This is a genomic window from Actinomadura sp. J1-007 (genome assembly GCF_009793335.1).
Lineage (GTDB): Bacteria > Actinomycetota > Actinomycetes > Streptosporangiales > Streptosporangiaceae > Spirillospora > Spirillospora yumaensis.
In genome coordinates, this window is the sequence record NZ_WING01000001.1 from 7,103,868 (window position 1) to 7,128,106 (window position 24,239).

The window sequence follows — 24,239 nt, forward strand, 5'->3', positions numbered from 1 at the left end:
GAGGTGCATGCAATGGATCGTGCCAAGGAACTGGATCTGACCGCGCAGATCAAGGACATCGTGATCGGCGTGCTCGATCTGAGCATCGACCGCGACCAGCTCGACGAGACGGTCTCGCTCTACTCGCCGGTCGTCGGCCTGGACTCGCTCAGCCTGCTGCACATCCTCGTGGAGGTCGAGAAGCGATTCGACATCGAGATCGACGACGAGGACGTGATGAGCGCGGAACTGCGGAACGTCGGCAGCCTGGTGCAGATGATCAGCGGAGTCATCGACGCGAAAGGCGCGGAACACTAACATGCGCGAGGTGTTCAACCTGGAACCGGAGCAGGTTCCCACGTCCTGGTACAACATTCTCGCCGACCTTCCGGTCGAGGTCCCCCCGTCGCGCCCGGCGCCCCCGCGGAACAACGGGCAGGCGCCGCTGCGCCCGCAGTTGCCGCTGTCGATGTACCGGCCGAGCATCGGCCGCAAGCGTTTCGTTCCGATCCCCGAACCCGTGCGCGCCGAGTACCAGCGCTGGCGGCCGACGCCCCTCTACCGCGCGTCCAGGCTGGAAAAGGCGCTCGACACCCCGCGCACATCTACTTCAAGTACGAGGGCACGAGCCCGTCGGGCAGCCACAAGATAAACACCGCACTCGCGCAGGCGTACTACTACGGCCAATCCGGGGTCAAGGAGATGGTGACGGGAACCGGCGCCGGCCAGTGGGGCAGCGCCCTCGCCATGGCGTGCCACCCGTACGGCATGGAGTGCACCGTTTTCATGGTGCGGTCCAGTTACCGGCAGAAGCCTTACCGGGGCACGCTGATGCGGTTGAACGGCGCCAAGGTCTTCACGAGTCCCAGCGAGGAGACCGAGGTGGGCAGGGCCGCCCTGCGCGCCGACCCCGACTCGCCCGGCAGCCTCGGAATAGCGAACGCCGAGGCGATCGAGTACGCCAACGACCGCAAGGAGGCGCGCTTCTCCATCGGCAGCGGCGAGAACCACGTCCTGATGCACCAGACGGTCATCGGCGAGGAGGCGCTGCTCCAGATGGAACTGGCCGGAGAGTTCCCCGACGTCGTGATCGGGGCGATGGGCGCGGGCAGCAACTTCGCCGGAATAACGTTCCCCTTCTACCGTGCGGCGCAGACCGAGAACCCCGCCACGCGCTTCCTCGCGGTCGAGCCCGACGCGTGCCCCAAAATGACCCGGGGCAGCTACCTGATGGACCACACCGACTATTCCGGCGTGACCCCGGCCGTCAAAATGTACACCCTGGGCCACACGTTCATGGCCTACCACATCCACGCCGGAGGTCTGCGCTACCACGGCGCCGCCCCGATCGTCAGCGCGATGTACCACCACGACCTGGTGGAGGCGATCTCCTACGGCCAGAACCGCGTCTTCGAAAGCGGCGCCGCGTTCGCGAAGGCCGAAGGACTCGTCCCCGCCCCCGAATCGGCCCACGCCGTCGCCGCCGCGATCGACGAGGCCGTGAAGGCCCGCGAAGAACGAAAGAAGCGCGTCATCCTCTTCGGCCTCAGCGGCCACGGCCTCCTCGACCTCAGCGCCTACGAAAGCTACCTCTCCGGCGAAACCGTGGACGTCGTCCCAACCGACGAAGAGATCCAAAAATCCCTACGCCCCCTCCTCGAACCCACCTGACCTCCGTCCCCGACGCAGTAACAGACTTTTAAGCCGCGCCCGGTTTCCGAATCGCCTGGAAGACCTTTGTGGCGCCCAGCAGCGCGGCGAGCGCCAGCACCACCACGACCCCCTGCCATGCCGCCATGTTCAGCCCCTCGGAGAGCGGCTCGGTCCAAGCGTTCGCAGAGGAGAAGGTGTGAACGCTGGTGGTGGCCGACAGGCGTCGCGGAGTCAGCAAGTCCTGCGTCCAGTCCCACACGTCCCAGCCCGCCGGGACCAGCAGGATGGCGCCCGCCGCTCCCGGAGCCCACCTGCTCCACCGGCCCTTCAGCAGCGTCCCCGACAGTTCGACGAGCGCGGCCGCCACCGCCGCACCCGCCACCGCCAATGCCCTGTCACGCACCGTCGGACCGCTGATGAACAGCAGAGCCTCGTGCTCGGACGCCTCAGCGATCCGGAACGACAGGTCGTACAGCCCCGCCACTCCGACCGCCAGCACCAGGAGCACCACCCCGGGCATCCACCGGCGACCGCGCCCCGCGCCGCCCCCCGCTCCGGACGCGTCGGATCTGGCGAGGACGACAACCGTCGCAGCGGCCACGCCCAGCGGGATCGTCAGCATCGCCAGCAGGTCGGTGGCGAGCATCGTCGCCGGATAGGGCCTCCTCGTCAGTTCCCCGAGCGGCATCAGGAACACCTGGTCCGGCCAGTCGTACAGCGGCGCCCGCCACAACAGCATCCACGCCGTTCGCTTGGAGTGGCTGGAAACTGCCGCTGGCACTGTTGCGCCCCGGGGAGTACGCCACGGCGGAGTACCCCGCGGTGGCGGTGGTCGAGCACGTCCTGTGCATCGGCGCGGGCATCACCATGTTGGCCGCCCTCGTGCTCGACTACCGCTCACTGCGGAGTTAAGCGTCCGCGGCGGACAGTTGCGGCGCGTCGGGTCCGGTGTGGTCCGCGCCAGGGCCCTTTCGGGTCTCGACGCCGAACAGCGCGACGACGACGACGGCGAGAACGAGCGGGACCGCGCCGAGCAGGGCGGTGGCGCCGATGGACGGGGCGGCGATGCCGGCGACGAGGAGCAGGGTGACGACCACCCCGCCGAGCTTGCCGACGCCCGCCGACAGGCCCGAGCCGCGCGAGCGCACGCGGGTCGGGTAGATCTCCGAGCTGTAGGCGGCCAGCACCGCGGCGATCACGCTGGTGCCGACGATGGGGCCGGCCAGCAGGACGTACAGCCAGGCGCGGTCGTGGGCGAGCGAGTCGCCGGCGAAGGACAGCACGGCCAGGGCCGCCGCCACCAGCGCCGACAGCACGACGATGGTCTTCTTCGCGCTCCACAGCCCGTACATGGCGGCGCTGACGAAGACCAGCGGAAGGCCGAGCAGCGCGGAATCGCGCAGGGCCTTGTCGGCGGTCGCCTGCGACAGCCCGAGCCCTTGCAGGTTGGACGGGATCCAGAGCTGGAAGCCGTAGGTGACCAGGCCGACCCCGAGGCCGAGGATCACGATGGCCGACGACAGGCCGGTGAACGGGGACCGGAACAGCCTGCCGTAGCCGCCGCCGTGCTGGTCCTCGATCCGTTCCGCCTCCCGTTCCGCCTCGGCCTCGGTCCGCTCGGCCGCCGCGGCGCCGTACCGCGTCAGGATCGCGCGGGCCTCCTCGTCGCGGCCGTGCGCGAGCAGGAAGCGGGGCGACTCGGGAATCCACCGGTTGAGCAGGATGAGCAGGACGCCGGTCGGCATCCCCAGCAGCCAGAGGATCCGCCACGAGTACTCCGGGACGAGCGCCGACGACAGCCAGCTCGTCAGGACGTAGGCCAGGGCCAGGTTGCCGCCGATGAGCACCATCACCCAGCCGCGGTGCCTGGCCGGGACCGTCTCGGCGAGGAGCGAGAAGGTGATCGGCAGCATGCCGCCCGCGCCGAGGCCCATGAGGAGGCACATGGCCAGGTTCCAGCTGAAGGACGGCATCGCGCCGCAGGTCGCGGTGGTGACGAACAGCACGCCGGCGAGCAGGATGGACGCCCTGCGGCCGATGCGGTCGCCGAGCCATCCCCACAGCAGCGAGCCGGCGACGGTTCCGACGAGCCCGAAGAACGGGAGCAGCGCCACGGGGAGGTCGCCGTGCGGGTTGAGCGCCGATTTCAGCCCGTACTCCTTGGCCACGCCGGGCGCGACGAAGCTGAGCGTGATGGGCTTCATCGCGTCGATGGTCACCGCGATCGTGAGGACGGCGATGAGGCCGAGGTGCGCGGGCCGGATGCGGGCGCCGTCGAGGGCGCGGATCCGGACCTCGCCGGCGGGACGCCCGGTCAGGGACCCGGGCGGGACGAGCCCGTACGTCACCGCGGCCAGCCCGACGACGATCAGCCCCATGCCGATCATCATCGGGGTGTCCATGGGCATGCCGTTCATGTGGTAGCCCATGGACGAGGCGTCCAGGTACATCGGCAGGTGCAGGAGCACTCCGGCCACACAGGCTACGAAACCGGTCCAGAAATACACCGGGTGGGCGAAGTCGACTCCGCCCGTAGACCGCTTCCGCATCATCGTCCTTCCGTGGGGGGTTCGTTACGTACGGCATCGGGCCGCAGATGATCAGATGCCGGGTCAACCGTCGCGGTTCGACTCGAAACGGAACGTGCGCGAGCGGCCGATCCGGACGGCGGTGCCGGGACGCAGCACGACGGGGACGTCCGGCCGGAGCCGTTCGAACCCGGTGCCGCCCGGAGGCGTGATCGCGGTGCCGTTGACCGAGCCGAGGTCGACCAGCTCGACCTGCCATTCGTCCAGCCTGACCAGCGTGTGCCTGCGCGAGATCGACCCCTCGGAGTCGGTGAGCCGCAGCGGGACCGCCGTCCGCTCGGTCACCTCCTTGGCGGTCCTCGGCTCGCGGCCGATCAGCAGGTCCACCGTCAGCGGCACGGTCTGGCCGTCGTCGACGAGCAGCACCCCGAGCGGTGGACGCGGCCCCCTGAACGGCGCGAGGGTCGCCTGCATCATCGAGATCCCGCAGACGGCGCAGTAGTGCGCGCGCATGTCGTTGAAGTGGTGGTTCTTGCAGTTGACCCCGAGGACGTGCGGGGGTTCGGGGACCGATCGGCGCGCGGGCGCCGGGAGCCTCTCCGCGCGCGTCGGCAACGGCGGCGGAGGCGGTGTAGGCGAAGGCGGCGACGGCCGCGCTGCGGCCCCGGAGGAGGGCGGGCGGTCGGGATGGCTGAGGGAGACGGGCGGCCCCGCCGACGGCTCCTCGGCCCGTACGGCACGGCTGGTTGATACCTGGACCAGGCCGCCGCCCCGTACGACACCGGAGCCCAGCCGCAGCCGAGGCTCGGGTTCGCGCGCGCCGGGCAGGGACAGCCCGATCCGCGTGACGGGCCCGGCGACGACCCGGTCGGTCCACGTGTACGCGGCGTCGCCGCCGACGCGGACCGCCGTCCCGGACCCGGTGACGAGCTCGGCCAGGGCCGCGCCGCCGACCAGGACCGCGACCCCGTCGCCCGCCGGACCGGCCACCGCGCAGGCCAGCGGGGCACTCGGAGCCGGGAGCGCCGACGAGGCCAGGACCTCGATCACCCGCCGTACCAGCGCCCGCCCGTCCTCTCCGGCGGACGAGGCGTCGGCGAACGCCGCGAGGAGCCTGTCGACGACGCGCTCGGTCTCCGCGGCGGGAAGGGCGCACACCAGCGACAGGGCGCCCTCGCGGGCCACCAGCCCGTCACCGGCGAGCAGCCGGACGGGGTCGCCGGTCTCGCCGATCACAGCAGCCGTCCACCGCGCAAACGCCACTGGACGAACGGGACCCGCATGGGACCGTTGGAGAACAGCCACACCCCGCACCAGACGAACACGAACATCGTGAGGAACGTCGAGGTCGCGACCTTCCCGCCGATCCCCGGAACGAGCTCGTACCGGAGGAGCGCCCACATCAGCGCGCCCTCGGGGACGATCGTCAGGAGCCCGAACAGCGTCGGCCAGTCCTTGTCCCACCGGAACTGCATCAGCAGGTGGTAGAGCAGCTCCCAGCCGACGCCGACCACGGCGACCGCCAGGAGGATCAGGTACGCGACCCGGTAGGCGGCCCCCAGCGAACCGCCGGTCCCGGGGAGGACCGGCGTGATCAGCGCGGTCAGGACCACGCCGACGGTGCCGAGCGTGAAGATCCGCGTCTGGATCCGTCCGAAGAGAGTGGGGATCATCGCGCCGCCTCCTCAGATCCGCCGGCCGGCGGCCCACTTGAGCCACTGCCGGGTCGACCGCACCGGACCGAGCCGCTTGACGAACCCGCGCCGTGCGAGGTCGGCGGCGATGTCCAGGGCGGCGGTCTGCATGCCCAGGAAGCTGTCCACGGCCGGGAAGTGGTTGCCCGCCGTCGCCGCCCCCGACGCGTACAGCACCCCGTCCCCGCTCTCGGCGCCCACGACCTCGAAACTGTGGCCCACCGTCAGCCGTCCCGCCCCGTTGCGCCGCGCGCCTCCGTGCTCCAGGAGGTCGGCGAGGACGCGGTGCTCGGCCATGTCGGCTTCCAGGCCGGTGCAGTCGATGATGAAGTCCGACACGACGCGGTTGCGGGTGCCGTCGGCGCTGCTGGTGTAGCTCACCAGGCGGCCGTCCGGGGTCGGCTCGACCCTGTCGACCACGGCCTGGACCGCGTGGTACCAGCCGCCCCGCCGTCCCTCGCCCATCTGCCTCTGCCAGTGGCGCAGCCGCGGCGTGGTGGTGCCGCCCACCGTCTTCGCCAGTCGCGCGCGGTCCTGCCCCTCGCGCCTGCGGAACTGCGCCTTCAACTGGCCGCCGAACGCCGACTTGGGGAGGGTGAACGCCTGGTAGGCCCAGCCGTCCCCGCCCTTGCGGCGCATCCACAGGCTCGGGCCGTGCGGCCCGGTGACGAACGTGCGGAACATCTGCACGATCTGCGTCTGGAGCCCGTACCGCTCCCGGTCGTCCATGAGCCGCTGGAGCACGCGGGACGCCACGATCCCGGCGCCGCGCACGATGACGACGCCGGGGCGCGTCTTGAGGAACTCGTACACGTGCTCGTGCGACTCGTAGGCGTTGACCACGCGGTGGTAGTCGTTGTAGGCCGCCCGGAACTCCTGAAGGTCGTCGAGGAACTTCAGGCCCGGGTAGCCGACCGCCAGGTGCACGTACCGCGACCGGATCGCCACGCGCTTGGTCGGCATCGTCCCCGCCGGCGGGGTCAGGACGGTGAAGTAGCCGCCGCCGCCCCGGCGCCGGACCATCCGCACCTGCCCCTTGGCCAGCATGTCCGGGTACGAGATGCGCTCGGCCTCCCGCTGGACGGTCGAGAAGACCGTCCCCGCCCGGGGGCTGAAGAAGTCGGAGAGGACGGGCTCGGTCAGCACTTGCCACACCAGCTTGGGGGAACGTTCCCGCCATGCCTCGTGCAGCGCGTACGAGGGGAAGCCCCAGATGTTGTCGGGACGGGCGCCGGCGTCGGACCGGATGCGCTCGTGCGCCGGAAGTTGCGAGACGCGGGTCAGGTACTGCCAGGTCTGCCAGGGCCGGTCGCTGAGGGAGACGACCCGGATCGCCGACGGCGGGGCTCCCTGGATCCGCAGCACGTCCACCAGCGTGAACGAGCCGAGCCCGCCGCCCACCGACACCAGCGGCGCATCGAAGATCGGGATGCCCGCGGCCGCGACCATGTCATCGGACCAGATCGGCGACCCCAGCAACCGCGGCGTGAGATCGCCCTGAGCGTGAGCGGCTGACAAACGCGTAGTCCCCCCACGAAACAGCGACCCAGAAACGTCCGCGCGACACTCTATCCCGCGCCTGACCGGCCGGTGACCACGTTCCCGAGGCCGACCGATGATCTCCAGGACATGGCCGGGACGATCTCCCGGACATGGCGGAGACGACCTCCGGGACATGACGGGGACATGAAGAAGGCCCCGCCCGAACGTGCGGGGCAGGGCCTTGGAACCGGGAAGACGGTGGTGGGCGATACTGGGATTGAACCAGTGGCCTCTACCGTGTCAAGGTAGCGCTCTCCCACTGAGCTAATCGCCCGTCGAGGTGGAGACGGGATTTGAACCCGTGTACACGGCTTTGCAGGCCGTTGCCTCGCCTCTCGGCCACTCCACCAGAGCGAGGCCTCCGAGACCTCTCAGAGCGGAAGACGGGATTTGAACCCGCGACCCTCACCTTGGCAAGGTGATGCTCTACCCCTGAGCCACTTCCGCTTGTCCGCCCGGGCCTCGCGGCCCCTGGCGACGGGGAAAACATTAGCGCGTCCCGCGCCGAACCCCAAACCGGTTTCCGCGCGAACGCTTCGCCGCACGTCGAAGGATGGGCCGCCTAGGCTCGTTGACATGGGCGAACACGTGCTGGAGGCGAACTTCGCGCCGGTCGCGGCGCTGCTGGCGGACCGGGCGCGGGCGGCGATGCTGAGCGCGCTGCTCGACGGGCGGCCGCTGGCCGCGGGAGAGCTCGCGCGTGCGGCGGGGGTGAGCGCGCAGACGGCGAGCGCGCACCTCGGGCGGCTGCTGGACGGCGGGATGGTCACGGTCGTCAAGCAGGGGCGGCACCGGTACTACCGGCTGAGGAGCGCCGAGATCGCGCAGGTGATCGAGGCGATCTCGCGGATCAGCCCGCCGGTCGAGGTGCGCAGCCTGCGGCAGTCGCGGGACGCCAAGCGGCTGCACGTCGCGCGGACCTGCTACGACCACCTGGCGGGCGAGGCCGGGGTGGCGTTCTTCGAGGCGCTGCTCGGCGGGGGCCTGATCGAGGGCGGCGAGACCGGCGGGGCCGACGGGGCCTACGAGGTGACCGACAAGGGCGAGGAGCGGTTCGGGGCATCGGGGTCGACGTCGCGGAGGTCCGCAAGGCCCGGCGGCGGTTCGCCGGGCACTGCCTCGACTGGACGGAGCGCCGCCCGCATCTGAACGGCGCGCTCGGCGCCGCGCTGACGGCCCGGATGATCGAGATCGGCTGGTTCGAGCGGGGCCGGACGCGGCGCGCGCTGAGCCTCACCGAGCGCGGCGCGCGGGGCTCGCCGACTCGTTCGGCTGTGTCCTGCCCGAGTGAGGGCCACGCCGTAGGGTGGGAGGTTCGGGGCTCAGCGAGGAGGCGTTCTGTGTCGGGCAAGGTGTGGCTGAACGGGGAACTGGTCGATCCCGAGCGGGCCGTGGTGTCGGTGTTCGACCACGGGATGCTGGTGGGGGACGGGGTCTTCGAGACGATCAAGGTCACCCGGGGGAGCCGTTCGCGCTGACCCGGCACCTGCGGCGGCTGGCCGGCTCGGCGGAGGGCCTGGGGCTGCCCGAGCCCGATCACGACGCCCTCGCGCAGGGGGTCCTGGAGGTCCTCGCGGCGGCGCCGAAGTGGCCGCTGGCCCGGATCCGGATCACCTACACCAGCGGGCCCGGACCGCTCGGCTCAGACCGCGGCGACGACGGCCCGACGGTGTCGATCATCGCGGCGGAGCAGAAGCCGTTCCCCGCGACGGCGTCGGTGGCGGTGGTGCCGTGGACGCGGAACGAGCGGGGCGCGATCGCCGGGCTCAAGACCACGTCGTACGCCGAGAACGCGCGCGCCCTGGCGTACGCGCGGGCGCGCGGCGGAGGCGAGGCGATCTTCGGCAACAGCGTCGGCGACCTGTGCGAGGGGACCGGCACCAACATCTTCGTCGTGCGCGGCGGACGGCTCGTCACGCCGCCGCTGTCGTCCGGCTGCCTCGCCGGGGTGACGCGCGGGCTGGTGCTGGAGTGGTGCGGCGGCGAGGAGGAGGACGTGCCGCTCGACGAGCTCCACCGGGTCGACGAGGCGTTCCTGGCCTCCACGACGCGGGACGTCCAGCCGATCGGCCTGATCGACGGGGCCGCGCTGCCCGCCGCGCCGGGACCCGTCACGGCGGGCGCCATGGAGGCGTTCGCCAAGCGCGCCGCGGAGCTGATGGATCCGTAAGGGTGTCACTCCGGTGGGGCTTTACGCGATCCGTCTCATGGGTCACGTTAGCGGTGACGCTTGTAGGAGGTCACCGTGGGCTTCTCCAGACGGCGGATCATCGCGGCGTGCGCGGTCGCGGCCCTCGTGCCGGCGGGCTGCGGCGGAGGCGGCTCCTCGACCGATCCCGAACGGGGCAAGGACGCCAAGCGCTTCTCGCTGACCATCACCCGCAACGCGATCGAGGGCGGCAAGAACACCGAAGAGGCCGAGTGGATCGCCAAGAAGGTGATCCCGGCCTTCGAGGCCGCGCAGAAGGCGAAGGGCGTCACGGCGAAGGTGACGTTCCGGGGCCAGGGCGTCGATGACGAGGCGTACAAGACGAAACTGGCCCTCGACCTCAAATCGCGGTCGGGCACCGACATCATGGATGTCGACGGCATCTGGGTGGGGGAGTTCGCCCAGGCCGGATACCTGCGCCCGCTGAGCGAGGTCGTCGGCGCGCCCGCCGACGGATGGGACGGCTGGCAGCACATTCCGGGCGCGGTGCAGCAGCTCGCGTCGTTCGAGGGGAAACGGTACGGAATCCCTCCGTCCACCGACGGGCGGCTGCTCTTCTACAACAAGAAGCTGTTCGCACGGGCGGGACTTCCAGAGGGCTGGCAGCCGAAGAGCTGGGCCGACATCCTCACCGCGGGCCGCGCCCTCAAGAAACTGCCCGGCGTCACGCCGATCCAGCTCAACGCGGGCACCGCCATGGGCGAGGCCACGACGATGCAGGGCGTTCTGCCTCTGCTGGCCGGTGCGGGCGCCGAAATCCGCTCGGCCGGTAAGTGGACCGGCGGCGGGCAGGCCGTACGGAACGTTCTCGGGCTGTACGCGCAGGTCTACGGGCAGGGGCTCGGCGACCCCAAGTTGCAGCAGGAGGCGAAGGGGCGCGACAAGTCGTTCGAGGAATTCGCGGACGGACGGATCGGAATCCTCGGTGAGGGCGACTACTTCTGGCGCGACGTCATCAACCCCAAGACGGGCGTGGCGAAGATGGGCACGCGCAACCAGGACGTGGGGTACGCGATGTTCCCGGCGATGGCCCCGGGCAAGGGGATCCGCGGGCAGTCGTTCGTCAGCATGTCGGGCGGGGCGGTGACCGTCCTCAACCCCAACACGAAGTACCCGCAGCAGGCGTTCGAACTGCTCGCGTTCATGAACTCCCCGGCGATGACGAAGGCGCGCACGGCCGGGACGCCGGAGATCACGTCCCGGACGGACGTGAACAAGCAGATCCTCGCGGGCGACCCGTTCCTGACGTTCGTCGCCGACAGGATCCTGCCCATCACCGCGTACCGGCCGGGCGTCGCCGCGTACCCGGAGGTCTCCGTCGCCCTCCAGGAGGCCACGGCCGCCGTGGTCGCGGGGAAGAGCCCTGAGGAGGCCGCGGCGCGGTACGGCAAGAAGCTGGAGGGAATCGTCGGTGGCGCCGCCAACGTCGCCCCCGCTGACGAGGGCCCCGCCGTGGGCGCCTCCCCGGGGCCTCGCCGGGGGCTCCGCGACCGCCTCCCCGGGGGCCTCCGCGGGTGCCTCGCCGGTTCCGCCGGCTGCGGATGACGTCCGGCCGGGGCCGCGTTCCGCCGGCTCAGGGGCTTCGGGTGCGGTTCCGGCGGGCCCGGTGGGAGTCGTGGCCGGGGCGGCGGCGGTCGGGCGCGTGCGCGGGGACGACGCCGCGGGACTCGGACGCGGAAGGGCCGCCGCGTTCGTGGCGCCCGCGCTCGTCATGATCGCGGTCTTCCTGGTGTTCCCGGCGCTGTGGACGCTGTACCTGGGCGCGACGGACTACCGGCTCACCGGCCTCGCGGCGAGCGATCCGCGTTTCGTCGGTGCCCGCAACTACGGTGACGTGCTGGGGGATGGGGAGTTCCACCGGTCGCTGTGGCTGACGTTGCAGTTCGTGGTCGGGTCGGCGGTCGTCGGGCAGACGGTGCTGGGGTTCGCGATCGCGTGGGTGATGCGCGAGCGGAAGGGGGTGGTGCGCAGGCTGGTCGAGGGGCTGGTCCTGCTCGCGTGGATCCTGCCGTCCTCGGTCATCGCGTTCCTGTGGATCGCGCTGCTCGACCGCGACGGCGGCACGCTCAACGCGCTGCTCGGCACGCCCGGCAACGCCCTGCTGCTCGACCATCCGATGGCGTGCGTGATCGTGTTCAACATCTGGCGCGGCACCGCGTTCTCGATGATGCTGTACGGCGCGGCGCTGGGGAACGTTCCGCCGTCGCATCTAGAGACGGCGCGGCTCGCCGGGGCGTCCACCTGGCAGACGCTGCGCGACGCGGTGTTCCCGCGCATCCGCGGGCACGTGCTGACGAGCCTGCTGCTGGTGAGCCTGTGGACGTTCAACGACTTCACGCCGTTCCTGATCACGGCGGGCGGGCCGGACGGGCGCTCGGAGATCATGTCGGTGTACGTCTACCGGACCGCGCTCGGCGACGGCCGCCTCGGCTTCGGCGCCGCGATCTCGCTGGTCATGATCCTGATCAACCTGGCCATCGCCCTCCTCTACCTGCGCGCCCTGCGCGAACGCGGCGCGACCGCCCCGCGAAAGGACCGGTCGGAACGCGGGAGCGGGCGGGGAGGCGGGCTTGGAGCCGGGCTCGGACGCGGACGTGGTGGCCGCCGCGGGCTCGGAGGCGGGCGCGGGGCCGGGGCGGCGCTCGACGCGCGGGGCGCGGGGAGGGAGGCGCGTGAACGAGGTCGTGAAGGAGGTGCTGCGGAGGATCGGCCTGGCGACGTTCGTGTCGGCGGTTCTGGGGTTCTTCGCGCTGCCGCTGCTGTGGCTGGCGTTCGCGCCGTTCGACGCGGAGCCGGGGATCTCGGTGTCGCTGCCCGAGTTCACGCTCGACAACTTCCGGATCCTGATGGACAACCCGTACGCGCTCGCCTCGCTGCGCAACTCGGTGCTGCTGGCCGCCGGGACGGCCGCGCTCGTGGTGACGTGCGCGGCGTTCGCGGCGTACGCGCTGAGCCGGGTGCGCGTGCCCGGCCGCGACGCGCTGCTGTACGTCCTGCTGCTGCTGTCGTCCATCATCACGGGGACCGCGGCGATGGTCCCGGTGTTCCTGCTCGCGTTCAACCTGCACCTGATCGACTCGCGGCTCGGCGTGGTCCTGGTGCTGACCGGCGGGCTGCTCCCCGCCGCGATCTTCCTGCTGAAGGACTTCACCGACGCGACGCCGACGTCGTACGAGGAGGCCGCGCGGGTGTTCGGGGCGTCCCCGTCGCAGGTGCTGCGGCACGTCGTCGTGCCGGTCATCCGGCCAGGGCTCGCCACGGTCACGGTGTGGACGGTCGCGCAGGTGTGGGGCGACTTCCTCATGCCGTTCCTGCTGCTGCGCGACCCGGACAAGGCGCCCGCGTCGGTGATCATGTACACGTTCTACACCGAGGGCGGGCAGCCCGATCTGGCGCTGATCTCGACGTTCTCGCTGCTGTACGCGCTGCCGGTGGTGGTGATGTACCTGTTCGTGAGCCGCCGCTACGGGTTCCGCTTCCACGGAGGGATCAAGCGCTGATGTCGGCGATCACCACAAGGGGACTGACCAAGGACTACCCCGGCGGCGTGCGCGCCCTCGACGCGCTCGACCTCGACGTCGCCGAGGGGGAGTTCTTCGCGCTGCTCGGCCCGTCCGGCTGCGGCAAGACGACCCTGCTGCGCACCGTCGCGGGACTGGAGAGCGCCACGTCCGGAACGATTCACATGGGCGACACCGACGTCACGCGCATGCCCCCGGGACGGCGTGACGTCGGCATGGTCTTCCAGGATTACGCGCTGTTTCCCCACATGACCGTGCTCGACAACATCGCGTACCCGCTCCGCATCAAGAAAAGGCCGCGTTCCGTACGGCACGGCAAGGCGGAGGATGTCGCGCACTATCTCGGCCTGGACGGCCTGCTTTCCCGGCGTCCCGGCGAGTTGTCGGGGGGCCAGCAGCAGCGAGTGGCGCTCGCCCGCGCCCTCGTCGCAGAACCGCAGCTTTTTCTGCTGGATGAGCCGCTTTCCAACCTCGACGCGCGGCTCCGCCTGGAAGCCCGCACGTTCCTCAAGCAACTCCAGCAGAGACTCGGCGTCACCACCGTTTTCGTCACGCACGACCAGGCCGAAGCCCTTGCCCTGGCCGACCGCATCGCGGTGATGGAATCGGGCCGGATCCGCCAGCTCGGCTCCCCGACCGAGGTCTTCCGCCGTCCGGCCAACCTCTTCGTCGCCTCGTTCATCGGCTCCACGCCGATGAACCTCCTCCCCGGACGGGTACGAGAAGAACGGATCGTGGCCGCCGGGACCGAGCTTCCCCTGCCCGCCGAGGCTCGCGACCTGGTGACCGAGGGAGAGGCGGTGGTGTACGGAGTGCGCCCCGAATACCTGGACGCCCTCCCGTCCGCCGAGGACGGCGCGTTCGAAGGCACGGTCTCCGTGGTGGAGAACCTGGGCGGCAGTTCCCTGGTCACCCTCGATGTGGCCGACGAGCCCGTTCGCGTGGTCGTCGGAGAGGAACGGGCGCAGCAGCTCGCCCCCGGCGACCGCGCCTGGGCGCGCCCCCGCGCGGGCCGTGTTCTCCTCTACCGCGACGGTGACCTCATCACGTCCGACGAGGTTCCGGCCGCAGCCCCATGACCCGCCGACCCGTACTCAGAGAAATCGCACTCCGAACGCCTCGTTGCGGCGGACTCGGAGCGCCGGGGGAGTCGAAAGCACGAGCCGGGCGATCCCGCAGAGGGAATGGAGCGAGCCGGGGCTGGGGCGGGGAGTTTTGCAAGGACGGAACGTGGCGTATGGGGAGGGCTGATGGCCGGAGGCAGGGAACGGGCGGTCGTGCACGGGGGCCGGTGGACGTTGGACGATCGGCTCGAACGCGGGCTGAGGGAGTTGCCCGTGGAGGTGCCGCCCGGGACGGCGTCGCTCACGGTCCGTCTGTCGTACGACGCCGATCCCGGGGTGATCGACCTCGGCTGCGCCGGGCCCGGTGGGTTCCGCGGCTGGTCGGGCGGGGCGAGGCGCGAGTTCACGATCGCGCCGGGATGGGCGACGCCCGGCTACCTGCCGGGCGAGCTGGAACCGGGGCTGTGGCACGTCTGGCTCGGACTGCACCGCATTCCCGTGGACGGCCTGGCGTACGAGGTCACCGCGACGACGTCGACCACCGTCCCGCCACCGCCTGACGCTCCGGCCCGGCCTCCGGTGCCCGAACGGCCGCCGCGCCGCGACTTGCCCGCGCGATCCGGGATGCGGTGGCTGGCCGGGGACCTGCACGCCCACACGGTCCACAGCGACGGCACGCTGACCGTTCACGAACTCGCCTGCCTGGCCGCGTCCCGAGGACTCGACTATCTGGCCGTCACCGACCACAACACCGTCGGACACCATCCCGAGTTGCCTGCGGCGGCGGCGTATTCGGGGGTGATCCTCGTTCCCGGCCAGGAGGTCACCACGGATCTGGGCCACGCCAACGTGTTCGGCCCTCGTTCGTCCGCGCTCTCCGTCGCGGCGGACGTCGCCGCGGGCGGTTCGCCAGGCGAATCGGTGGGCGAGTCGGCGGCCGAGAAGCTGGGCTGGATCGATTTCCGGTGCCCGGCCGAGGAGTGGGTGGCGGGCGCGGCGGCGTACGGCTCGCTGATCTCGGTCAACCATCCGCTCAGCGGCGACTGCGCGTGGCGGCAGCCGCTTCCCGAGGCGGCCCGCCCCCGGCTGGCGGAGGTCTGGCACTCGGCCTGGTGGGACCGGCGGTGGGGCGCCCCGCTCGCGTGGGCGCGGCTGTGGCGGCCCGACGTCGTACCGCTGGGCGGCAGCGACTACCACGACCCGGCGCAGCACAAGCTGCTCGGCGAGCCGGTGACGTGGGTCCTCGCCGAGGACGACGACGTGCTGGGCGGCCTCGCCGCGGGCCGTACGGCGGTGGCCGCCGGACGCGACGCGCCGGTGCTGCTGCGCGTGGAGGACGACCTCATCGCGGTCGGCGCCGACGGAACCGTGCTGGTCAGACCCGACGGACGCCGCGAGGTCGTCCGCGGCGACCACTACCGCACGGCCGCGAAGGCGGACGGGATGCATCGCCTGGAGTCCTACGAGAACGAGGTGATCGCGCTGTGCGGGTGACCCGAGCGACCTCAGACCCCGTGGCTGACGGGCCGATCATCGTCGTTCCGCACACGCACTGGGACCGGGAATGGTATCTGCCTTTCCAGCGCTTCCGGCTGCGGTTGGTGTCGCTTCTCGACACGGTCATCGAAAGAATGGAACGCGACGCCCGGTGGCATTTCACGCTCGACGGACAGATGGCCGCGGTCGATGACTATCTGGAGATCCGTCCAGAGCGCCGAGAACGGCTCGCTGCGCTCGTACGCGACGGGCGGCTCGCGGTCGGGCCCTGGCAGATCCTGAACGACGAGTTCCTGTGCTCCGGCGAGAACATCGTCCGCAACCTCGAACTCGGCCTCCGCAGGTCGGCGGAGCTGGGCGCGGCGATGATGGCGGGATACCTCCCCGACCAGTTCGGCCACTGCGCGCAGATGCCGCAGATCCTGCGGCTGGCCGGGATCGAGCACGCCTGCGTCTGGCGCGGCGTCCCGGCGGGCGTGCGGTCTCACGCGTTCGCCTGGGGGGCGCCGGACGGCACAACGATACGTACCCAGTACCTTCCGGAAGGCGGTTACGGAAACGCCGCCGGAATGTTCGAGAGCTTCTCAGAACCCGAGAATTCACCTCCCTCGGAGACCGCTCCCGGCGCAGATGTTCTGCCGCGCCGGGCAGAGGATTTCACCGTTCGGATGCGGCGCTGGTATCCGGAAGGCGGCCCTTTGCTGGCGATGTACGGGGCCGACCACACCGCGCCCGCCGCCGATCTCGCCGACCGGATCGCCGCCGCCGGACGGCCCATGCGCCTGGCCACGCTCTCCGGCTACTTCGCGGGCGTCGATCCGTCCACGGACGGCCTCACCCGGGTGAGCGGCGAACTCCGTTCGCACGCGCGGGCCAACATCCTGCCCGGCGTCCTGTCCGCCCGCGTCCACCTCAAGCACGCCATGTCCCACGCGGAACGCGTCGTGGAACGCTACGCCGAGCCGCTCGCCGCCCTCTGGTACACCGGCTCCGCGCAGCGTTTCCTGGACCTGGCGTGGCGGCGCCTCATCGAGGTGAGCTGCCACGACTCGGTCACCGGATGCGGCAGCGACGAGACCGCCGAACAGGTCGCCGCCCGCATGGCGGAGGCGGAGCAACTCGGTCGCGCCGTCTGCGACCTCGTCACCGCGGAACGAGCCGCCGCGCTGCCCACGGTGCACACCTTGTTTTCAACCCGTCCCCGGCGCCTCGCACGGACATCGTGATTCTGGACGTCGCGTCCGACGGCGAGCCGTCCCTCCAGACCGCCGACGGCCGGCCCGTTCCGACGCAGACCCTGGACATCGCGCCTGTCGTGCTGGACGACGCCGTACACCCGGCGGAGAAACTCCCTCTCGTCCTAGAGCGGGTGTACGGACGAGTGCTGTTCGGCCAGGAAGTCAGAGATTGGGCGGTCGCGCCGCAGGAACGCACGCTGACGTTCTGGGTGACGCGCCGCGCCGACGTGCCGTTCGACATCGGAGACGTTCGCAAGGCGTTGCGGGACGCGGACGGCGATTGGCGGGTACGCATCCTCGCCGACCCGCGCCGTACGGTCGCCGCTGCGGTGCACGTACCCGCCCTGGGCCTGACGTCGATTCACCCATCTCCCGCCGCAGACGCAGCGGCAAGCGACGCCCGGCGCGGCGCGCCGTCGAACGCGCAACCCGTACGGGGCGACGGGAGAGTGCTCGACAACGGGCTGCTGGTCGCGGAGGCACGCGATGACGGGACGATCTCGCTGCGCGCCCCCGGCGGGGTGGTGATCGAAGGCATCGGCCGGGTCGTGGACGGTGGCGACCTGGGCGACTCCTACAACTACGCACCGCCGCGCACGGACCGCCTCATCGACACGCCCCTGGACGTACGGATCGACGCCGTCCGACCAGGCCCGCTGACCGCCGCGTTCGACATCCTGCGGACGTACCGCTGGCCCGCGTCGGGAGACGCCGCGGCCGACGCGCGCACGCACGCGACGGAGGACGTCAAGGTCGTGACGCGCGTCGAACTGCGCGCGGGCGAACCGTTCCTGCGGATGCGCGTCACGTTCGACAACCGCTGCGACGACCACCGTGTACGCCTGCACATGCCGTTGCCGCGCATGGCGTCGTCCTCGTTCGCGGAAGGGCAGTTCGCGGTCGTCGAACGGGCACTGACCGCCGAAGGCGGATTCGGAGAGAAACCGCTGCCGACCTATCCCGCGTCCGGGTTCGTCGCGGCGGGCGGGCTCGCCGTGCTGCTCGACCATGTCACCGAGTACGAGGTGGTCGAGGACGGCCGGGAAATGGCGCTGACGGTGCTCCGTTCGACCGGATTCCTGTCGCGCGACCGCAACGCCTACCGCGACCAACCCGCAGGCCCTCAACTCGCGACCCCGAACGGCCAATGCAGGGGACAACGGTCCGTTGCCCTGGCCGTCCTCCCGTACGAAGGCGAACGCCCGCCCCACACCGTCATCCAGGCCGCCGAGCACTTCCGCCACGACCTGCTCACCGCTGAGGGATACGGCCCGGCAGCAGCAACGCCGCCCGCCCCGCAGAACGGAATCGAGGTGACCGGCGAAGGTGTCGCGTTGACGAGCCTGCGCGAACGCGACGGTCAGCTCGAAATCCGCCTGGTCGCCCTCGGCGCGACCTCTCAGACGACAGCGAACGTGACGGGTGCGTTCACCGACGCCGTACGGGTGGACCTCCTCGGAAATCCGGTCGAGACACTGAACGTCACCGACGGCGCAACAGCAATCCAAATGCGCCCATCGGAAATCGTCACGATGCGCCTCACCCCACCCCGCTAACGGGAGAAGCGCGCCGCCCCACCCTCCGCGCGGCGCGGCTGCCGCGCGGCGCACGCGCGCGCGTTGCGTTCAGCCGTTCTCCGGCGCGGGACGAGCAGGCTCGGGGAGGCGGCGCGCCGGACGGCGCTCCGGGCGTGATCGGGGCCGGTGGTCCCGGGCGCGTGCGCGGCCGCCCCCGCCATCGCGGCGCCCACGATCCCGGCGTTGTTGACCAGCGTCGCCGGGACGATCGGCGCCCGTACCCCTTCGATGAACGGCACGAACTTCTCGGCCTTCTTGCTCACCCCGCCGCCCACGATGATCAGCGACGGGGAGATCAGCCCCTCCAGGTGCCGCATGTAGTCGCTGAGGCGCTTGGCCCACTTCTCCCAGCTCAGGTCGTGGTCCTCGCGCGCCTTGGCGGACGCCCGCGACTCGGCGTCGTGGCCGTGCAGCTCCAGATGCCCGAACTCGGTGTTCGGAACGAGCACCCCGTCGCTGAACAGCGCGCTCCCGATCCCCGTGCCCAGCGTCAGCAGGACGACCGTGCCGCCCCGGTTCCGGCCCGCCCCGAGGCGCATCTCCGCGATCCCGGCCGCGTCCGCGTCGTTCACCAGCGTCACCGGACGCCCGGTCGCCCGCGCGAACAGCGCCTCCGCGTCCTGGCCGATCCAGCTCTTCGACACGTTCGCCGCCGACATCGTCACACCGTTGATCACGACGCCGGGGAACGTCACGCCCAGCGGCCCCGTCCAGCCGAAGTGGTCCACCACCTGCCGCACCACCTCCGCGACGGCGTCAGGCGTCGAAGGGTGCGGCGTGTCGACGCGGAACCGTTCCGCCAGGAACGCCCCGTCGGACAGATCCACCGGCGCCCCCTTGATCCCCGTGCCGCCGATGTCCACGCCCAGCATCTCCATGGTCATGCCCTACCCGTGCCCCGATCTTCGCCACTCTAAAGAGCACGCCAAGTCACCGTCCTTCCCCCGCGCCCGCGCACCGTCCCCGAGCCTCCGCCCCCCTTGAACGCTCCCCAGATCCCCTCTAAGAGACCGACCGCCCATAAGCCCCCCGCCTTGTGCCCCCTCCGCCCCGCAGAGCCACAGCCCGCCCCTCAGCCCGAAACACGCCCCCTCGCCCACCCCCTCCGCGGTCGCCTCCGCCTCCGAGGTGAAAGACGCGGGTATCGGCCGGGGGCTTATGGGAACGGGCGCGCCCCGTCAGACTGGGGGCGTGAACGACTTCGATCTCGTTGTGCTCGGGTCCGGGCCCGGCGGGCAGCGCGCCGCGATCGCGGCGGCGAAGCTCGGCCGGCGGGTCGCCATCGTCGACCGCCGGGAGATGATCGGCGGGGTGTGCATCAACACCGGCACGATCCCGTCCAAGACGCTCAGGGAGGCCGTGCTCTACCTCACCGGGCTCAGCCAGCGCGAGCTGTACGGGCAGAGCTACCGGGTCAAGGAGGACATCACGGTCGCCGACCTGGGGATGCGGACCCAGCACGTGATCGGCCGCGAGGTGGACGTCGTCCGCAGCCAGCTCGCCCGCAACCACGTCACCGTCCTCCCGGGCACGGGCAGGTTCCTGGAGCCGAACGCGATCGGCGTGGCGGGGGACCGGGACCGCGAGCGCAAGGTCACCGCCGACCGGATCGTGATCGCGACCGGCACCCGTCCGGCCCGGCCGGGCAGCGTGGAGTTCGACGACCGGACCGTGATCGACTCCGACGGGATCATCCATCTGGAACGGATCCCCGAGACGATGGTCGTGGTCGGCGCCGGGGTGATCGGGATCGAGTACGCCTCGATGTTCGCCGCGCTCGGCACCAAGGTCACCGTGGTCGAGCGCCGCGACCGGATGCTGGAGTTCTGCGATCTGGAGATCGTCGAGGCGCTCAAGTACCACCTGCGCGACCTGGCGGTGACGTTCCGGTTCCGCGAGACGGTCGCCTCGGTCGAGCGGATGGCGCGCGGCGCGATCACCGTCCTCGAGAGCGGCAAGCGGATCCCGGCCGACACGGTGATGTACTCGGCCGGGCGGCAGGGCATGACGGACGGCCTGGCCCTTGAGGCGGCGGGCCTGGCCGCCGACCACCGCGGCCGGATCAAGGTGGACGAGAGCTACCGCACCGAGGTCCCGCACATCTACGCGGTCGGCGACGTGATCGGCTTCCCGTCCCTGGCCGCCACCTCGATGGAGCAGGGCAGGCTCGCCGCCCACCACGCCTGCGGGGAGCCCGTCGCCGAGATCCCCGAACTCCAGCCGATCGGGATCTACACGATCCCCGAGGTCAGCTTCGTGGGCCGTACCGAGGACCAGCTCACCGAGGCGAAGGTGCCGTTCGAGGTGGGGATCTCCCGCTACCGCGAGCTGGCGCGCGGGCAGATCATCGGCGACTCGTACGGGATGCTGAAGCTCCTGGTCTCGCCCGAGGACCACTCGCTGCTCGGCGTGCACGTCTTCGGCACCGGAGCCACCGAACTGGTCCACATCGGACAGACCGTGATGGGCTGCGGCGGAACGGTCGACTACCTCGTCAACGCCGTCTTCAACTATCCGACGCTCGCCGAGTCGTACAAGGTGGCGGCGCTGGACGCCATGAACAAGATGCGCCACATAGCGCGCCTAACGGAATGACCCCGTCGATCTCACTCCGGCCCCTCCGGGATCAGGAGGGCCAGAGCAGGTTCTCCAGCTCGGCGTCGATGTCGATGAACTGCGACTCCTGCCCGGCCGGGACCGCCTGGTACGTGCGGTGCAGGAAATCGGCCAGGGGAGACAGCGGCACTTCGAACAGCGCGTTGCCGAAGGGCGACGACAGGGCGATGTTGAGGGTGTTCTCGTCCTCGGGCGAGGCCGGCCACACCTCCACGTCGCCGTCCCCGACCTTGCGCACGATGCCGACGGTGAGAAGTTCGCGAGCGAAGATCCACTCCACCGGCTCGTCGTCGCCGACGTAGAAGGCCATGCGGATGGCGTACGGGTCGTCGGCCGCGTACTCCAGCCCGGCGAGCAGGGGGACGGTCGTGCGGTCAGGGACGACGAGACGAAGGCCCAGCTCCGCTGAGACGGTGGTGCTGCTGTTCATGAGCATTCCTTCAGACGTCGGTCCCGCTGGCGCGCGGGCGTTCCGGTGGGAACTTCATCCCCTCTCACGGATGTCCCCGCGATCTATGACGCGTAACTGAGGGAAGTTGTGGGAACATTCCGCCACCCTTGCCCTATGTGATCTATCTCACGTTCGCAAAAGTGCTCTCTGACCTGGGCAAAGTGGACGAAAACGGAACCCCGTGGGGGCTCCCGGGCGTTGGGAGGACGACACCGGCCGTCAGGGTGTGTGAGGATCGGCGGGGCATACCCGCCGTACCGGCCGTCCTCCTGGCATAGGGTAATAACGTGGCGATCAACCATGAAAAGGATGTCCCGGCGGCGCTCGGCGAGGACCTCCCCCCGCCCGACGCGCAGGTCGAGGACGAGCCCAACGTCTTCGTGCGCTTCCGCGAGACCATCCGCCGCAACGCCCTGCTCAACACCACGTGGCGGATCGGCGTCTTCACCGTCGGGTGACCGTCCTCGCGGGCGGCCTGGTGATGATGGTCGCCCCCGGCCCCGGCATCCTCGGCATCCTCGTGGGCCTCGCGATCCTGGCGACCGAGTTCGCCTGGGCCCAGCGCGCCCTGCACCACGCCAAGGCCGCCGCCGAACGGGCCAAGGAGAAGGCGCTCGACCCCCGCACCAAGCGCCGCAACACCATCGTGGCCGTCCTCGGCGGCCTGCTCGCCGGCGCCGTCGTCATCGCCTACCTGGTCGTCTACGGATTCAACCTGCCGTGGAACGTCGAGGACCTCACCTTCTGGAGCTGATCGTCCATCACTTAGCGTGATGGTATGGCGCACCTCACTCCGGAACACGCCCGCCGCCGCACCCCGGCCGAACACTGGGCCGCGTTCCGCGAGTCGCCGTTCGTCCCGGCGGTGGTCCTGCTGTTCATCCTGGCCGCCGCCGCGGGGCTGTTCGCGGGCTCGTACTGCTACGCGCTCGCCAACCCCGTCCCGCACCACGTCCCCGTCGCCGTCACCGGCCACGGGCAGTCGAACCACTTCACCAGGTCCATCGACAAGCGCCTGGACGCCTCCCTCTCCGTCCACCCGTACTCCTCGTACGCCGCCGCCCGCAGGGCCGTCGAACAGCAGAAGGAGTTCGCCGTCCTCGACCTCCAGGGCACCCGCGCCACCCTGGACGTCGCGGCCGCCGCCGGCGCCTCCGTCGCCCGCCTCCTCGTCGAGGCCGCCCCCGTCGCGGGCCGCGAGGTCGGCGTCCCGGTCCAGGTCCGCGACATCAAGCCGCTCCAGTCGTCCGACCCCCAGGGCCTGGCGATCTTCTACATCTCCCTCGCCGCCGTGATCATCGGCTTCGTGGGCGCGATCCAGCTCAGCGTGCACGCCCGCGCCCTCAACGCCGGCGAACGCATCGCGTTCATCGCCGCCTACGCCGTACTCGGCGGCTTCACGATCTGCGCCATCGTCGACTGGCTCCTCGGCGTCCTCGACCTGCCGTTCAAGGAATCCTGGGCCATCCTGGCCCTCACCATGTTCTGCAGCGGCATGGTCTTCACGATGTTCAACACCCTCGTCGGCCGCTGGGCCATGATCCCCACCTGGGGCCTGATGGTCCTCATCGGCAACCCGTCCTCAGGCGGCGCCGTCTCCTGGCCCCTCCTGCCGTCCCCCTCGGCGCCATCGGCCGCTGGCTCCCCCGGGCGCCTCCGTCAACGCCCAGCACACCGCCATCTACTTCGGCGGCCACCAGCACGTCCTCCCGTTCGTCATCCTCGCCGTCTGGACCCTGGTCGCGACCACCGTCTTCGTCGTCTGGCGCCACCGCCACCCCGGCGGCCGCACCAAGACCCCCGCCCACGCGGCCCCATAACGAGGCGCGAACACCCCGCCACATGCGCTAGAGTTTCGGACGTCGGAACGCCTCACCGCGCTCCGCCAGGGCGATTAGCTCAGTGGGAGAGCGCTTCGTTCACACCGAAGAGGTCACTGGTTCGAACCCAGTATCGCCCACCCCCACCCCACAGGCCCTCCCGCACCACAGCGGCAGGGCCTTCTTGATCGACTGGGAGATTCTGGGAGATCATCTCCCTCTCACCCAACTGAGGTCACAAGAACGACCGGGCGGACGTTCCACACCGGTCCCAGGCGTCTGCCCGGGGCCAGGGCACGGGCGACCTCGGCGCGGCCCGGCGCGCGTCGACCCAGTGCCACGCCTGGGACACCAGCACGGCGTCGAAGCTGCTGTCGGGCAGCGGGATCGATTCCCCGCTACCCGCCAGAGCACGCACCTGAGGCACCGCCGCGACCAGTTGCGCCCGCATACCGCGCGATGGTTCCACCGCCGTCACTTCCAGCCCACGGGCCCGCAGTTGCCGGGTCAGCTTGCCGGTGCCCGCCCCAAGGTCGAGCACTCGGTGCCCCGTACCGGCGACCAGCCAGTCCACCGCCTCTGCCGGATACTGCGGACGCCCAGGCTCGTAAGCGCCTGCCGCAGCGCCGAACGATGCGGCCTGCGCTGCCCGGTCATACTCACCCGCCGTTCCGCTCGCCACGAGCGAAACCCTAGCCAGAAGCACTGTTCCCACCGCGCTCCCAGGACCACCCCACGAGGCAGTCGACCCGGTATGCCCAGCGGGATTCGGAGGTGGCCCGACGATCTGCGGACTGAACAAGGACCAACAGAGTAGGTAGGCCGCGGTTTCGTGCTGGGATGGAGGTAT

At 70.8% G+C, this 24,239-nt stretch carries 23 protein-coding genes, 4 tRNA genes and 2 pseudogenes; 17 read left to right on the forward strand and 12 right to left on the reverse strand.

Translation table 11 applies throughout. From position 1 onward, the window contains the following. Positions 1-12 precede the first annotated feature (12 nt). Genes GEV43_RS32245 through GEV43_RS32250 form a run of 3 tightly spaced genes read left to right on the forward strand, consistent with a single transcriptional unit; the run spans position 13 to position 1,650 of the window. A complete protein-coding gene (locus GEV43_RS32245; RefSeq protein ID WP_160823901.1) occupies positions 13-297 on the forward strand; it encodes an acyl carrier protein in 285 nt (94 codons plus the stop codon). Between the two features lies 1 nt (position 298). Further along, complete coding sequence (locus tag GEV43_RS51595; RefSeq protein ID WP_241683117.1) at positions 299-631, forward strand: hypothetical protein; 333 nt, start codon at positions 299-301, stop codon at positions 629-631. Continuing rightward, the gene (locus tag GEV43_RS32250; protein WP_309240060.1) at positions 583-1,650 is read left to right on the forward strand and encodes a TrpB-like pyridoxal phosphate-dependent enzyme; all 1,068 of its coding nucleotides are present in this window, start codon (positions 583-585) and stop codon (positions 1,648-1,650) included. The genes GEV43_RS51595 and GEV43_RS32250 overlap by 49 nt, the downstream gene beginning before the upstream one ends. 28 nt (positions 1,651-1,678) lie before the next feature. On the opposite strand, the gene GEV43_RS32255 is transcribed toward GEV43_RS32250, so the two are convergent. Beyond that, positions 1,679-2,371, reverse strand: coding sequence for a hypothetical protein (locus tag GEV43_RS32255; protein ID WP_160823902.1), 693 nt, complete (start codon positions 2,369-2,371; stop codon positions 1,679-1,681). Positions 2,372-2,415: 44 nt separating this feature from the next. Between GEV43_RS32255 and GEV43_RS54115 the strand changes: the two genes are divergently transcribed. Further along, on the forward strand, positions 2,416-2,544 hold the full coding sequence (locus tag GEV43_RS54115; RefSeq protein ID WP_302931100.1) for a hypothetical protein: 129 nt from the start codon (positions 2,416-2,418) through the stop codon (positions 2,542-2,544). Here GEV43_RS54115 and GEV43_RS32260 read toward each other — a convergent pair. The 7 genes from GEV43_RS32260 to GEV43_RS32290 form a co-directional block, all read right to left on the reverse strand. Further along, positions 2,541-4,109, reverse strand: a complete 1,569-nt coding sequence (locus GEV43_RS32260; RefSeq protein WP_160823903.1) for an MFS transporter — start codon at positions 4,107-4,109, stop codon at positions 2,541-2,543. The genes GEV43_RS54115 and GEV43_RS32260 overlap by 4 nt on opposite strands. 135 nt (positions 4,110-4,244) lie before the next feature. Next, a complete protein-coding gene (locus GEV43_RS32265; RefSeq protein WP_160823904.1) occupies positions 4,245-5,396 on the reverse strand; it encodes an FHA domain-containing protein in 1,152 nt (383 codons plus the stop codon). After that, on the reverse strand, positions 5,393-5,833 hold the full coding sequence (locus GEV43_RS32270; RefSeq protein ID WP_160823905.1) for a hypothetical protein: 441 nt from the start codon (positions 5,831-5,833) through the stop codon (positions 5,393-5,395). Before GEV43_RS32270 ends, GEV43_RS32265 begins: the two co-directional genes overlap by 4 nt. A 12-nt stretch (positions 5,834-5,845) precedes the next feature. After that, positions 5,846-7,303, reverse strand: coding sequence for a hypothetical protein (locus GEV43_RS32275; protein WP_241683118.1), 1,458 nt, complete (start codon positions 7,301-7,303; stop codon positions 5,846-5,848). A gap of 292 nt (positions 7,304-7,595) precedes the next feature. Continuing rightward, positions 7,596-7,670, reverse strand: a tRNA-Val gene (locus GEV43_RS32280). 4 nt (positions 7,671-7,674) lie between these two features. Next, positions 7,675-7,745: transfer RNA gene (locus tag GEV43_RS32285), tRNA-Cys, on the reverse strand. Positions 7,746-7,771: 26 nt separating this feature from the next. Beyond that, positions 7,772-7,843: transfer RNA gene (locus GEV43_RS32290), tRNA-Gly, on the reverse strand. A gap of 129 nt (positions 7,844-7,972) precedes the next feature. On the opposite strand from GEV43_RS32290, the gene GEV43_RS47035 reads away from it, so the two are divergent. The 9 genes and pseudogenes from GEV43_RS47035 (at position 7,973) to GEV43_RS48435 (ending at position 18,481) form a co-directional block, all read left to right on the forward strand. Further along, positions 7,973-8,545, forward strand: coding sequence for a helix-turn-helix transcriptional regulator (locus GEV43_RS47035; RefSeq protein ID WP_206681364.1), 573 nt, complete (start codon positions 7,973-7,975; stop codon positions 8,543-8,545). 191 nt (positions 8,546-8,736) lie between these two features. Continuing rightward, a pseudogene (locus GEV43_RS48425) lies at positions 8,737-9,566 on the forward strand (aminotransferase class IV). A 75-nt stretch (positions 9,567-9,641) separates the two neighbouring features. Continuing rightward, positions 9,642-11,150, forward strand: coding sequence for an extracellular solute-binding protein (locus tag GEV43_RS32300; protein ID WP_164717220.1), 1,509 nt, complete (start codon positions 9,642-9,644; stop codon positions 11,148-11,150). Positions 11,151-11,547: 397 nt separating this feature from the next. Continuing rightward, positions 11,548-12,036, forward strand: a pseudogene (locus GEV43_RS51600) (carbohydrate ABC transporter permease); the annotation flags it as partial. 241 nt (positions 12,037-12,277) lie between these two features. After that, complete coding sequence (locus tag GEV43_RS32310) at positions 12,278-13,105, forward strand: carbohydrate ABC transporter permease (protein ID WP_160823907.1); 828 nt, start codon at positions 12,278-12,280, stop codon at positions 13,103-13,105. Beyond that, positions 13,105-14,205 carry an ABC transporter ATP-binding protein gene (locus tag GEV43_RS32315; protein WP_160824914.1) on the forward strand — a complete coding sequence of 367 codons (1,101 nt, stop codon included), beginning with the start codon at positions 13,105-13,107 and terminating at the stop codon, positions 14,203-14,205. The genes GEV43_RS32310 and GEV43_RS32315 overlap by 1 nt, the downstream gene beginning before the upstream one ends. Before the next feature lie 171 nt (positions 14,206-14,376). Beyond that, positions 14,377-15,684 carry a PHP domain-containing protein gene (locus GEV43_RS32320; RefSeq protein WP_160823908.1) on the forward strand — a complete coding sequence of 436 codons (1,308 nt, stop codon included), beginning with the start codon at positions 14,377-14,379 and terminating at the stop codon, positions 15,682-15,684. Positions 15,685-15,704: 20 nt separating this feature from the next. Next, entirely contained in the window at positions 15,705-16,913 is a 1,209-nt protein-coding gene (locus tag GEV43_RS48430) for a hypothetical protein (protein WP_206681365.1), read from the forward strand. Further along, positions 16,910-18,481: a hypothetical protein gene (locus GEV43_RS48435; protein WP_206681366.1), complete on the forward strand. Its 1,572-nt coding sequence runs from the start codon at positions 16,910-16,912 to the stop codon at positions 18,479-18,481. The genes GEV43_RS48430 and GEV43_RS48435 overlap by 4 nt, the downstream gene beginning before the upstream one ends. Here the strand turns inward: GEV43_RS48435 and ppgK are convergent. Next, positions 18,478-19,386: a polyphosphate--glucose phosphotransferase gene (ppgK, locus tag GEV43_RS32330; RefSeq protein WP_309239954.1), complete on the reverse strand. Its 909-nt coding sequence runs from the start codon at positions 19,384-19,386 to the stop codon at positions 18,478-18,480. The two genes, GEV43_RS48435 and ppgK, sit on opposite strands and share 4 nt — an antisense overlap. Before the next feature lie 307 nt (positions 19,387-19,693). On the opposite strand from ppgK, the gene sthA reads away from it, so the two are divergent. Next, complete coding sequence (gene sthA, locus GEV43_RS32335) at positions 19,694-21,097, forward strand: Si-specific NAD(P)(+) transhydrogenase (protein ID WP_160823909.1); 1,404 nt, start codon at positions 19,694-19,696, stop codon at positions 21,095-21,097. 31 nt (positions 21,098-21,128) lie between these two features. Here sthA and GEV43_RS32340 read toward each other — a convergent pair whose 3' ends face one another. Continuing rightward, complete coding sequence (locus GEV43_RS32340; RefSeq protein WP_160823910.1) at positions 21,129-21,548, reverse strand: SsgA family sporulation/cell division regulator; 420 nt, start codon at positions 21,546-21,548, stop codon at positions 21,129-21,131. Positions 21,549-21,856: 308 nt separating this feature from the next. Here GEV43_RS32340 and GEV43_RS51605 point away from each other — a divergent pair, with 308 nt between their 5' ends. After that, on the forward strand, positions 21,857-22,027 hold the full coding sequence (locus tag GEV43_RS51605) for a hypothetical protein (RefSeq protein WP_241683119.1): 171 nt from the start codon (positions 21,857-21,859) through the stop codon (positions 22,025-22,027). Next, positions 22,024-22,323, forward strand: coding sequence for a PGPGW domain-containing protein (locus tag GEV43_RS32345; RefSeq protein ID WP_309239955.1), 300 nt, complete (start codon positions 22,024-22,026; stop codon positions 22,321-22,323). Before GEV43_RS51605 ends, GEV43_RS32345 begins: the two co-directional genes overlap by 4 nt. Positions 22,324-22,490: 167 nt before the next feature. On the opposite strand, the gene GEV43_RS47380 is transcribed toward GEV43_RS32345, so the two are convergent. After that, the gene (locus GEV43_RS47380) at positions 22,491-22,799 is read right to left on the reverse strand and encodes a hypothetical protein (protein ID WP_175250179.1); all 309 of its coding nucleotides are present in this window, start codon (positions 22,797-22,799) and stop codon (positions 22,491-22,493) included. Positions 22,800-23,457: 658 nt separating this feature from the next. Here GEV43_RS47380 and GEV43_RS32355 point away from each other — a divergent pair. Further along, positions 23,458-23,529, forward strand: a tRNA-Val gene (locus tag GEV43_RS32355). 95 nt (positions 23,530-23,624) lie between these two features. On the opposite strand, the gene GEV43_RS32360 is transcribed toward GEV43_RS32355, so the two are convergent. Beyond that, positions 23,625-24,071 carry a class I SAM-dependent methyltransferase gene (locus tag GEV43_RS32360; protein ID WP_206681367.1) on the reverse strand — a complete coding sequence of 149 codons (447 nt, stop codon included), beginning with the start codon at positions 24,069-24,071 and terminating at the stop codon, positions 23,625-23,627. Positions 24,072-24,239 lie beyond the last annotated feature (168 nt).